Source organism: Cetobacterium sp. (genome assembly GCF_051653945.1).
Classification (GTDB): domain Bacteria; phylum Fusobacteriota; class Fusobacteriia; order Fusobacteriales; family Fusobacteriaceae; genus Cetobacterium_A.
Window position 1 is genome coordinate 1 of the sequence record NZ_JBOFXD010000106.1, and the last position, 13,314, is coordinate 13,314.

7 protein-coding genes are annotated in these 13,314 nt (G+C 28.4%); 1 reads left to right on the forward strand and 6 read right to left on the reverse strand.

The genetic code is table 11. The annotated features are described in order from the left end of the window. Positions 1-541 precede the first annotated feature (541 nt). Entirely contained in the window at positions 542-775 is a 234-nt protein-coding gene (locus tag ACRC8M_RS10915; RefSeq protein WP_438529147.1) for a type II toxin-antitoxin system RelB/DinJ family antitoxin, read from the forward strand. Positions 776-1,280: 505 nt separating this feature from the next. On the opposite strand, the gene ACRC8M_RS10920 is transcribed toward ACRC8M_RS10915, so the two are convergent. The 6 genes from ACRC8M_RS10920 to ACRC8M_RS10945 form a co-directional block, all read right to left on the reverse strand. Next, positions 1,281-3,824 carry a DEAD/DEAH box helicase family protein gene (locus ACRC8M_RS10920; protein WP_438529148.1) on the reverse strand — a complete coding sequence of 848 codons (2,544 nt, stop codon included), beginning with the start codon at positions 3,822-3,824 and terminating at the stop codon, positions 1,281-1,283. 684 nt (positions 3,825-4,508) lie between these two features. Next, positions 4,509-5,186: a lecithin retinol acyltransferase family protein gene (locus tag ACRC8M_RS10925; protein WP_438529149.1), complete on the reverse strand. Its 678-nt coding sequence runs from the start codon at positions 5,184-5,186 to the stop codon at positions 4,509-4,511. A 270-nt stretch (positions 5,187-5,456) separates the two neighbouring features. Further along, the gene (locus ACRC8M_RS10930) at positions 5,457-7,745 is read right to left on the reverse strand and encodes an AAA family ATPase (protein WP_438529150.1); all 2,289 of its coding nucleotides are present in this window, start codon (positions 7,743-7,745) and stop codon (positions 5,457-5,459) included. Between the two features lie 41 nt (positions 7,746-7,786). Next, positions 7,787-10,096, reverse strand: a complete 2,310-nt coding sequence (locus ACRC8M_RS10935; RefSeq protein WP_438529151.1) for an SUMF1/EgtB/PvdO family nonheme iron enzyme — start codon at positions 10,094-10,096, stop codon at positions 7,787-7,789. A gap of 35 nt (positions 10,097-10,131) precedes the next feature. After that, positions 10,132-11,871: a hypothetical protein gene (locus tag ACRC8M_RS10940; RefSeq protein WP_438529152.1), complete on the reverse strand. Its 1,740-nt coding sequence runs from the start codon at positions 11,869-11,871 to the stop codon at positions 10,132-10,134. 10 nt (positions 11,872-11,881) lie between these two features. Next, positions 11,882-12,496: a WYL domain-containing protein gene (locus tag ACRC8M_RS10945; RefSeq protein WP_438529153.1), complete on the reverse strand. Its 615-nt coding sequence runs from the start codon at positions 12,494-12,496 to the stop codon at positions 11,882-11,884. Positions 12,497-13,314: the final 818 nt, after the last annotated feature.

Consider the following 13,314-nt stretch of genomic DNA (forward strand, 5'->3'; position numbering starts at 1 on the left):
GTACCATAAGGGGCTGTCTGTAAAACTCCTACTATCCCAGCTACGACCAGAGGGAGAAAGCGATGAGTTAAGTGACTATCTCTTGCCAGAAGTTATTTTATCTTTTGTATTTTACAAAAAGTTCGCTCAGCGGACTTTTCATATCAAAATAATTTTCTCCAAAAATTAAAACTTTTTTTAAAAAAATAAACGTCTAAAAGTTACAATAATAGTTAGAAGATAGAAAAGAATTTAAAGCAGTTAAAATAGCCATCACACAGTTTCAAAGATGTTTTAATTTTTAAAAGGAGGAGTTTTTAAAAAGTTTTAACAAATCGTGAAGTTGTTTTATCTAACTATTATGTTGAGGAAATAGATTTAAATGTTAGTAGATTAATTTATTTTAAAGAAGTTTTTTAATTTTTAAATGAAATAATTGAAAGTTTTAAAGTTATTCAAAGGTGATTCAGTAGTAAATAGAGGGATTTGTGATGGTTGCCCTCTATTTTTTAATTCAGTTAGAATATGTAATTATTTATAAATATTTTAAGGAGATGACCGTATGTCTCAATCTAAAATTAATTTTAAAATAGACAAAAAGTTAAAAAAAGAGCTTGATAAAATTTGTGAAGAAATAGGAATACCTTTAAACGTAGCTTTTACTATTTTTGCTAAGAAATTAGCTAGAGAAAGAAAAATTCCTTTTGAAGTTGATACAGATCCATTCTATAGTAAAAAGAATTTAAAGAGATTAAAAAAATCAATAAAACAAATGGAAAATAAAGTAGATATATAAAAAACCTGAGAATTTTCTCAGGCTTTTTATTTTAATAGCTATTTAGAAAAGGATCTAATGTTTTTTCTTTTACTAATCTTTCCTTCTCTTTTTCTCTTTCATCTTCTGCTGTATTTTGTATTTTTGCCATATATTCAAAAGCCTTTAATGAACTATTTACTACTTCAACAGCTTTTTTATTTATTATGTCTTTAGTATAACCCTTTTCAGAGAAATTTAACTTTCCTATAATAATTTGAGTACCGTTTAATTTTTTCTTCAGCGCTCTACCTCCATTATTATTTTCTTTTATTTAACTTTATTAAAACTAATAATAAAAGTAAAAAAGTTATTGGTTGTAATATTGTATTTAAATCTCTTAAAAATTCCATCATACTTTGTTTCTCCTTATCTATAAAATTAAAATCATCTTTGATTTTACTCTGTATTATTATATAAGATATAACAATATAAGTAAAGAGTAGGGGGATACAAAAAGTCCACCAGGTAGACTTTCAAAATTATACTATTTAAAAATTGATGTATCTCCTGCTCCACTTAAATCTTTATAGTAGTTTTCTAAATCTTTTAGCATCTTTTCTTTTAGTTTTTTTATAAAATCAGAATCTACCTTTTGCCATAAGTAAAAGCTAAATCCGATATTTTTAAGATCTTTTCCATAATAGATAAATCTCTTTCTTTCAAACTTCTCAAAAGGATTAACTATGATATTTCTTGTTATCTCTTTATCACTATTTAAATACTCAGCTGTATATGGACATGACTTTTTATCCACTGGTAATCCATCCTCCAAACGCTTTCTATAGTAACTTATGTAATCAGCTTTAACCTTTTCAAAATCAGCTTCTCCATCTTTTTCAAGATTTTTAATTAAAGCCAATATAAATATTATTTTATATGAAAGACTATAACTTCCTTCCTCTATAAACTCCCAGAAATCATCTAAGATTGTAGTTTCATCTCTTTTTTTCAGATTTTTTAAAACTCTTATCTCTTTAACTCTTTCAGGTTTAAATTTATAATAATTAACCCTTCCTAATTTAGTTGAATAATCAGGAACTATTTCTCCTTTTTTTATCCAAGCAGTTATAGTATCTGTAGAAAGGAATAACTCTCTAGCAAGTTCTTCAGAACTTATGTAATCTCCATAGATACTTTCAAAAGTTTCTATATCAACCTCTTGTAAATTTATCTCTTTTTCCAAAATATGTTCCAGGTAAATCATCTCTCCATTCCAAGATCTAACTCCTGTTAAAACATCTCCAAAAGGTGAATATAATGGATTTTTAAAAAGTGAGTTAGCTGTCCAAGGTACAGAAGAAAAAGAGTAGTTATCAACTACATCTATAAGATAGAGAGCTTCCTTATTCTCAGCTCTTCGTGTTCCTCTTCCTAGCTGTTGATAATAGATTACTTTTGACATTGTAGGCCTAGCCATAACTATTACAGAAGTTTTTGGAGCATCCCAACCCTCTGATATAAGTTGACATGAAGTAAGAAATCTAATCTCTCCATTTAAATACTTCTCAATATTTTTTTGTGAATCTCTATCTTTTCCAGAAACTGCAGCAGCACTTATACCTCTTTCATTAAGTAGTTTTGCCATCATAGATGCATGAGCTACATTAACACAAAATACTATTCCCTGTTTTGTAGAAAGGCCATCTACATCTTTTCCAAAGTATTTATCTATTGTATCAGCTATAAGTTCATTTCTAGAAGCAACAACAATCTTCTTTTCTAAATCTCCTGAGATATAATCCTTTCCATTAAACCTAACTTCTGATAGATCTATATTACTTTCTAATCTAAAGATTCTAATGGGAGAACAAATTCCATCTTCTATAGCTTCTTTTAAAGTTAGATTAACCTCTGTTGTAGAGAATATTGATTCTAATTTTTTCTTATCAAGACGCTCTGGAGTTGCAGTCATTCCTAGTAAAAAGTCTGCATTAAAATATTTTAATATTTTAGCCATACCTGGAGCAACACTATGATGAGCTTCATCTACAACTATATATCTGAAATCATCAGGTTTAAATTCATTTTTTCTATTTATAATTCCAGAATATGTTGAAACATGAATTTGATTATCTATAGAGTCACCAATTAATTTTTCAGAGAAAGTTATATTTAAATTTTTTATCCATTGATTTTTTAAAGCTAAAGTTGGAACTAATATTAAAACTCTGGCTTTTGGTTTCTCCTGGAGAAATAGTTTTATATCCTCTTCAGCTATAGTTGATTTTCCAGTTCCAGTTGGAAGAACTATAACAGTTGATTTGATTCCCTCTTTTCTCATTTCCTGAAGTTGATTAAGAGTTAAGTTTTGGTGTTCATAGAGTTTATATTTTCTATCTTGAATTAATAATCTCTGAGGAATAAACTCCTCTTTACTTCCCAAGTATATTTTCATCTCTTCAACCATTCTATCTTTAAACTCAATCTCATTAGTTGAAAATCTAAAAACTTTGTATCCTTGATAAACCAATGCATTTTGTCTTTCAATCTGCTTTATATATTTAGATAAACCAGTTTTCTGTGGATGATGATAACTTTCCCCATTTTCCTCTATTACAACCTTCTCATCTAACTTTTCTACAACATAATCAGCAAAAATATTTTCACCTTGAAATCCAATTAGCTGCTCCTCTTTTGAAAGAAGGTCATAGCTATCCTCTCCATAAAGCTCAAAGAAAACAGTTTCAAAGTGATGTTCAAGATAAGATGCATCAACTCCAGTACGCCCAACATTTTTAGTTGGAACTAATGGAATCTCTAAAGTTTTCTCTAAAATCTTACATAGGTTTTCTCTATTAAAATTTTCATTACAAAATCTATATAAAAATTTATACTTTTTCATAAATTGATTCTGAAGGTTTGTGTACTCTCTATATGAAAAAACACCACTGTTATCAATCTCAGTTATATTAAAATCTAAAATTACAATAGCATCTATTATTTCATTATAATAAACCTTAGAGCATATATCATCTCTATGGTTATAATAGTTTATAGTTTTTATTTCTTGAAACTCTAATCTCTCCATTAATCTCCTCCTGTATTCTAGATAAAGTATACATCAGAAAAAAAAGGTCTACAAGGATAAAAGATTTTATTTTAGAATTTTACTACATCTAGTATTTGGTAAAATAAAATTACTATATATTGTGTTTTATTTATAGTTTTTATTTGAAAAGTTCACCAGGTGGACTTTTATATGGCGGAGATTATAGCTAGAAGATAGATAAATTTATTTCCGCCTAAACTTTAAAAACTATGATAGATAGTATGTCTAGCTCTACTTACTAAAAAATGGGAATGTCCCAACAAGATAGCAGTAAAGGGAGGGAGGGAATTATTGAGTGTGGGCGTAGTTGCTGCCTCTTGCTCATGAAGGCTTTGCTGAGACGTACTTTCTCCTTTACAATCTCAGCGAAAAAAAGCCTGATTCTATCCCAGAGGGAGCAAAATGAGGGAAAGGCATTGGCTACCCCAAAGAGCGGTCCCACCAAAAAGGGAGTACCTTGACGGGGGATGCCGGAAGGGGGGCTTGGGGGGAAGAGCGGCGGGGGTGGCCCAAGCCCACACGTTTTTTATGAAAGAAAAAAGCCAGCGACTGACATCCCTATCTCTCACTGGAGATATATGCTTCATCGCTGGCTTGTCCCCGCCGAATATCGGCTCTCTCAGCAGGCGGGGTTTCTTGAATAAAAAATTACACTTTACTTCTTTAAATTTCTACTTCTCTTATAAAAATTTTACAACTTAATCTTTTCTCAATAGTTAATTTTAACATCCAAAAAGCATTGTCAGCATTTTCAAAATTATTAGTTATGCAACCAGAAGTAAATTGATGACAATTATCAAAAATAACATGATAGTTTCTATTTAAATTTAACATTTTTTCTGCTCGTTGAGAAAAAGAATAAGTACATATGGGAATATTATTTTTATCAACAAATGTGTATAATTTATTATTTCTAAATTCAGATGATGTTAAAAACTTGTTAATTGAAATTTTTCTTATTTTTCCATCTCCATTTAATTCGACTACTGAACCCTCTCCAATATAAATTCCACTATGTTCAAAAGTATTTAATAATCCACAAAAGATAATAGCTCCATTACTAAATTTCAATTTTACTTTTAAATTTGATTCGGCCTCTGCCTTATATGAATTTAACAAACTATCAACTGGATTTTCTTGTAATTTTTCACCTTTTTTCAAAGTACGATAAATTTTTGAGTTTTCTTTTAGTCTTTCGTCTACTTCCTCACTGCTATCTCCTGTATACCATGAAACCAATGTTTTAATAGTTTCCGTTGCTTTAATATCTTTAGATTTACCTGAAGTTGACCTTGGTTGACCCGTTTTATAGTCTTCAAAAATATCAAATATTTTAAACATAAAAAACCTCCAAAAATTTAATTCAAATTTTTAAACTCTCTTAATCTTCTATTATATTTTCCAAAATATATCTATAATCTTCTACTGTGTATGTATCTGACATAATTCTTGAAGCTATTTCTATTTTCTGAATTGGGCTGCCTCTTAAAATTTAATAATTTTTTATAGTAATAAGATTTTGGTTATTCTAAAATTAATGCAAATATTTAATTAAATTCCTGAATATATAAATTAGATATTTAAAAGAATCTTTTCATAAAAATGTTCTTTTTAAATACTTCTAACAATTCTAAAACCAATTATATCATCTGATGACAAATAATTTATACTTCTGGAATTTTCATTATTGATATGATTAACAAAAATACTATCTAAATTACTACAAGAAGATCCTCCTCTCATTTTTTTTCGATCATTAAATTCTGAGAAAATATAAGGTCTTTCTTCAGGAATAAACTTTGAAGTATATATATCTACTTCGCTATCATAACACCACTCAAAAACTAATCCACTACAATCATATAACCCTAGTTCGTTAGATTTCTTTGTTCCTACAGTCATTTCAACTCCTCCATTATTATAAAGAGCAACTTCATCTGGATTGTTGCTTCCTGAAAATGCAGTATCAAAAGTTCCATCTTGTATAGCTATTTCTCCCCCACGAGCGAACCATTCCCATTCTAATTCTGTAGGAAGTCTATATCCCTCTGTCATACTAAAATCTGCTTTATTTAAATCAACTTCGCTATTATTTGAATAAACTATTTTAACTAAAACTTCATTTTGAATTTTATAGACAGGAGTTAGATTTTCCTTTAAACTTAATTTATTACAAAATTTAATAGCTTCTAACCAATTAATATTAGACATTGCTAAATTTTCATCATTATTTAATATAAAGTTTTTATTCTCTTCTGCCCATATTTTTCTAGTTACTAAATATTTTGATACCAAGAGATCTCCAATTTGTCTTTCCATTGGAAACATCGAAGAGATATATTTTCCTCCTTGTACAAATATCATATTTTTATTCTCTGATTTCATTATAATTTTTTTATTTCTTACCATATTTTTTTTAGATGCAGATTTTATTTTAAACTTTTCAAATCCTTTTTTTAAAATTTCAATTTTATCTGCTAATATTGTCGATAAAGAATCAATCTCCTTAATATTATCTAAAAGATCTTGAGTATCTATATCTTCATCTCCATTAATAAAAGCTCTTTTTAATGTCAACTTTACTATTTCTTCTATATCTGCTCCACAATATCCTTCTGTTGCTTTAGCAAGTTTTAATATATCAAAATCATCTCTATTCTTATACCTTTTCTCTAAATGAATCCCAAAAATTTTCTCTCTTTCATCTTGAGTAGGAAAATCTACAAAGAAAACTTCATCAAATCTTCCTTTTCTTAAAAATTCAGGTGGGAATGTTGAAATATCATTTGCTGTTGCCACTACAAATACTGTATTTTCTTTCTCCTGCAACCATGTAAGGAATTGTCCAAATAATCTTTTTGTAATATCACTTGCTCCACCACTTTGGTCTATTCCTGAGAAAGCTTTTTCTATCTCATCTATCCATAAAATACAAGGACTTATTGATTCAGCAGTCTTTAAAGCTACTCTCATGTTGTATTCTGATTCACCTACATATTTTCCCAGTAATCTTCCTATATCAAGTCTTAATAATGGAGCATTAAATAGTCTTGCAGTTGCTTTAGCTGCTAAACTTTTTCCACATCCAGGCATTCCAACTAAAAGAACACCTTTAGGAGTATCTACGCCATAACTTTCTGCTTCATCTAGCCTTCTAAAAACTTGAGCACTTTCTTCTAGCCATTCTTTTAGTCCTTCTAATCCTCCAATATCTGTTATTTTTTCCTTAAAATCAATAAGTTCTAATACTGCAGATTTCTTTATTATTTGCCCTTTTTCTCTTATAATTATGTTTCTATCTGATATAGATATATTTTTTTTATTCTCTATCATCATATTTAAAACATGATCTATCTCTAATTTACTTAAACCTTTTAAAGAAATTGCTATTTCTCCAATATCTTCTAAATCTATTTTTACTTCATGAATTTTTCCAAAATTCAAAATATATTTTTCTATCTCATCTTGAGTCATATTTTGTACCTCTAAAATACTTGTAAATTTTTCTAATTCCTTTGGTACATTGTTGGAATCACTAATTACAATAACTGTAAAATTATAGTTTGGATTACAATATCTCAATTCTGCAATTTTTTTAAGATATGCTAGTACCTCATGTTTTTCCATTTCAACTTTAGAGTTTTTTACCAAAAGAAATATATTATTCTCATACCCTTCTGAGCAAATTATATCTAAAAAATTATATAAGCTCTTTATTTCTTCACTTATCTCTTTTGTTTCAAAATCTACTGCACCTAATGCTCTAAACTCATATACTATTTTATTATTAATATCTTTTATTGCTTCTTTTAATAAATCATCTATTTCTTTATAATCTGAAGTATTACACCAAATTATTGGCCTTCTTGCCCTTAAATATTTCTTTAGATTTGTCTTCATTTTTCCTCCATATATTTAAAATTTAATTACTTTATAAATGATCAAACCGTCCTAACTACCCTAAATCCTATCCGGCTACTTTTAACAGTTTTTGATAGCTTTCCTCTACTTGAAATTCTGCAATCTAAAGACAGACTATCCCAACTTCCACCTCTCAACCTATTTCTATTTTCTGAACCATTATAGATATAAGTTTTATTTAATGGCAATTTATCTTCACTAAAAGAATCAAAACACCATTCCCATACATTTCCACTACAATCATAAATTCCTATTTGATTTGAATGCTTTAATCCGACTCTTTTAGTTTCGTTAAGAGAATTTTCTTTAAACCATCCCACTTTTTGTAGCACATCACTCCCTGAGAACGAATAATTTGTATCATTTTGTAAATTTATTTCTCCTCCAGAAGCAAACCATTCCCATTCTAATTCTGTTGGTAGTCTAAATCCTTCTGTCTTTTTAAAATTTACATTTTCTGGAGATACAATTTTTCCATCTAGTTGAATAATATTTAAAAACTTTCTTTCTTCTCTGATTACTATTTTATAAACAGGATCTAGTCCACAAGCTATACTTAATTTATTACAAAACTCTAGGGCTTCCCACCAAGAAACAGAATCAACAGGTTTTTCAGATCCTAAAAATTTACTAGGATTATTTTTCATTATTTTTTGCCATATATTTTGAGTTACTTGATATTTTCCAACTTTTAAATCATAATTAACTCTATTTTTATTATAGTAAGAATTAGCAGCTTTATAATTTTCACCTTTAACTAAAACTAATTCTTTATTTTTTAAAAATTCAATATCTTTATCTATATTTTTATTATCTTTAATTATTTCATCTATATCATCTTGTATACTCTTTGATGCATCTTTCAGCCTAAACTTTTCTATATTTTCTCTCATAACTTTAATCTTATCCTTCAAAGTTAACGATAATGGTTCTATTTCTTTTATATTTTTTAATAAGTTATCAATTACTAATTCTTTATTTTTTATAAAAGCTTCTTCTATAGATAATTTTATAACTTCCTCTATATCAGCACCACAATATCCTGAAGTTTCTTTTGCTAATTTTAAACAATCAAAATTCTTTAAATTCTTTCTTCTTTTTTCTAAGTGAATTTCAAAAATTCTTTCTCTTTCTTGTTCATTAGGAAAGTCTATAAAAAATATTTCATCAAATCTTCCTTTTCTTAAAAATTCAGGTGGAAATGATGATATATCATTAGCTGTAGCTACAACGAATACTGCACTTTCTTTTTCTTGCAACCATGTTAAAAAATGTCCAAATAATCTTTTAGTTATATCACTTGCTCCACCACTTTGCTCTATTCCAGAGAAAGCTTTTTCTATTTCATCTATCCATAATATGCAAGGACTAATTGATTCAGCTGTTTTTAAAGCTTCTCTCATATTGTGTTCTGATTCACCTACATATTTTCCCAGTAACCGGCCTATATCTAATCTTAATAATGGTGTGTTAAATAGTCTTGCACTTGCTTTAGCTGCTAAACTTTTTCCACATCCAGGCATTCCAACTAAAAGAACACCTTTTGGTGTATCTACTCCAAAATTTTTAGCTCCTTCTAAATTTTTAAAAATAATCGATTTATTATTTAACCACTTTTTTAAATGTTGAAGACCTCCAATATCTTCTATTTTTTCTTTAAAATTAACTAATTCTAGAATATTAGATTTTTTTATTAATTGCCCTTTTTCTTTTATAATTATATGTTTATTTCTAATAGATAAAATTCGATCTTCTTCTAGCATCATATTTAAAACATGATTTATTTCAAGAGTTTTCAGCCCTTTTAGAAGAATTGATATATCTTTTATTTCATTCATATCAAATTTTATTTCGTTTTTTTTGCAAAATTCAAAAATATAAGAAGAAATTTCCTCTTCATCTAGTTTTCTTTCTTCTAATATACTTGTATAATCCTCTATTTCTAATGGAATCTCTAAAGAATTAGTAACTATTATTGTAAAAAAATTATAGTTATAATTTTTATAATTCAATTCTGCTATTCTTTTTAAGTATGCTAATGTTTCTACATTTTTTATGTCCTCATCTACATTTTTTAAAATTAAAAAAACTTGTTTTTCAAAACCATCAGAATATATAGTTTCTAAAAAATCATATAATCTTTTTACCTCTTCACTTATCTCTTTTGTTTCAAAATCTATTGCTCCTAAAGCTCTAAATTCATAAATGACTTTATTAGTATACTCAGTGGTAATTTCTGTTACTAGACTATCAATTTCATCATAGTTATTAGTATTACACCAAATTATTGGCCTTCTTGCCCTTAAATATTTCTTTAGATTTGTTTTCATTTTTCTCTCTTTTCCTCCAGATATATCAACTCTTTCTAAAACGGCCATAAATTTTTTACAAATGAAACTGCTTTAGATGCTGTGTTTTTAGTTGCATTCCATGTAGCACTTGCTACATTTTTTACAGCATTATACCCAGCTTTAGCTACATCTTTTACACCACTAACCACTGCATCTGCTATTTCTGTAGATCCTTTAGCAATATTACTAGCTATAGTAGAGCCAGCTATGCAACCAACGGTTCCAGCTGTTACTGCAACTATTGGAGCTAAAATAGTTCCAACACTTGCTATAACTCCTCCAGCTAAAGCTATACCAACAAGACCTCCTTTAATCCCACCATAAGTTCCAGCTAATATTGAAGCAGTTTCTTTTAGCCCTTCTTTCAAAGTCATATCTCCATTACCAACTGAAGAGGCTACTCCAACTAAAGAAAGGGCAGAGAAAGCTATCGTTCCAACAACGTTATTATTCTTTAAAATATTTGCAGCAACACCTTTAATAATTCTCTTTTCTACAGCAGTTTTTAATCCTCCAGCTATTGCAGTTGAAAGCCCTACACTACCTCCAGCTTTTAATCCATCTATTATGATTTCTTCAGCTTTTATCTCTTCTCCTTCAGTTAATTTTATTCCAGCAAAGAAAGCCATTCCTACTCCCATTCCTATAGTAGCTGATGTTAAAGCTTGTTTTGCAATCTGTTTTGATAAAATTTTTACATCTACATTATTTTCAAAAGTTTGTTTTGCAGCATCTAAATTTCCTTCTTGGACCTCTTTTTGGATAACTTTTGCATTTAATTTAGATAAAGTACTACTTTCTATTCCTTCATATTCAACTTTTGTATTTCCAATCTTTTCATACCCTTCACCATAAAGTCTTCTTTGAAACTTATAGTTTCCATTTTTAAAAAGCTTTTCAGGATTATCGCTAAGCTTGGCTTGATATTTTTTAACTATGTATTCTGTTTCCCCTTTTTTTAATTTTACAACTAAATCTACAGAATTTTTTCCATAACCTGTTCCTAGTTTAGGAACAAGAGCTTCAGCTCTAATTCCTGTAATATCTTTTAAAGCAGCATCAATGTTAAATGTATTTTCATGGAACTGTTCAAATATAAAGCCATCAAGCTGAGGATTTTGATTTATAATTCCTGCTTTAGTAGTCAAAGAATCTATCATCTTTTGATTTCCTTTTGCTATAACTTCATTAATATTGTCAAAATATCTTGTCATATTATTAAAAGCAATAACATTTGGCACTATCTCTATACCTTTAGCTATTTTATATATGCTGGATATATTTTCCTTTTCAATAGCTTTACTTGTAGATTTTAATTTTTCTTTAACTTTTGAAATTGTATTACCAAACATTCCTCTAGCAATATCTTTAGCTAATATATCACTTGGTGATATTCCTAAAGCTCTCTTTTCTTTTACTAACTCACATTCTTCTTTTACTAACTTAACACCAGCTATTAACTCTTTAGACTCCTTTATTAATTGTTCTTGAGTTTTTTCTGGAAACTCTTCTTTTAATTTTTCAACTAACCATTGTGTTAAATCTTGATTTCTATTGTTTATATAGCTTTTCAAGAATCTCTTTAAAATATCAATTACTTTCTCATTATCAACTATTAACTTTTCATCTTCTAAATTTTTCTCTATTATCTCTATTTCAGTTATATTCTCCTCTAATTGAGAAAATTCTTTTCTTTCTATAATTAACTGATAACCATTTTCTTCGCATAAAATTTCTTCCCAAATTTTTTTCACGAAAACCTCCCTATAAATATCTATCTAATGATTTTTCTAATTCTTTTTTAAACCACTCTCTTAAATCAAGTGGTTCTAATATTTCAACATTTGACAAAAATTGTGGAAAATATATTTTCGCTAATCTATTAGTACACTCTAAAAACCATATATCTCCAGATTTCTCTAATACCTTTGGTCTATTTAAAATAACTCTTTCAAATAATTTTTGCCCTTCTTCATTTATCTTAATTTTTATATTTCTTCCAAAAGATAAAAATGGATCAAAATTTTTATCAATATTATTAATATATTCTAAATCTTTAAACTCAATGTTATATTTTGATAGAGATATATTTTCAATATTAGCAATCCTATAATTTCTATAATCCTCATTTTTTTCACAATAAGAAAAAATATAGGTTCTATCCTCTCCAGGTGCTACTTTTAAAAAATATGGATTTATGGTTCTGATTTCTCCGCTATATTTAATATTAACTTTTTTTTTTTCTTTTAAAGCTAATTGTAACTTTTCAAAAATTTCTGAAAATAAAATCTGTTCTCTTATATATCTAGGATTATCTAAGTATTTAAAAAAAATATTTCTAAAAAACTCTGCTTCATTTTGGACTTCATGTTCCTTCAAAACTATATAATAAAGCTCATCATTTAACTTATTTAAATTAAATTGAATAATTTCACCTTTAGAAAATTTTATATCTAAACTTTCTATCTCTTTATTGGAATAATAATTAAATAGTTTATTTCCAATCTCTCCTGTTAATAGATTAAAATGTATTTCATCTTCTTTTATTTTTTCTTTTATAAAATAAGGTATTGTAAATCTAATCTTTTTTATTTCAATTCCCCCTCTCTTTGCATAAGTTTAGTATACTTGAAAATTTAAAAAAAATAAAGGAACATCTCCTTGTTAGAATTTGTTCCCTAAAATTAAAAAATAAATAACGTATTTACTGCTAGTACAAGAGGCACACTCGGCTCGCCTTAGCCAGTCCGTTATTTACGGCGGCCTCGCTTGGTGGCCGGGGCCCATCCCCCGCCGGCGTCGCTACAGATGTTTTTTTAGTACAGGCCGGCCCAGGTAATTTTTTAAAAAAACATCTTTCGCTGGCATCCCCGGTTAAGGTACCGTTTTATTTTAGTCGCCTCTTGGGGGATGGGTCTCTACTCGGTCTTAAGACCTCGTGCCCACGGCCACAGCCACATAAGCTCGCAACTATGAAAGACATATTATCTACCATAATTTTTGAAAGTTTAGGCGGAAATATATTTACTTATCTTCTAGCTGCAATCTCCGCCATGTAAAAAGTCCGCTGAGCGAACTTTTTGTAAAATACAAAAGATAAAATAACTTCTGGCAAGAGATAGTCACTTAACTCATCGCTTTCTCCCTCTGGTCGTAGCTGGGATAGTAGGAGTTTTACAGACAGCCCCTTATGGTAC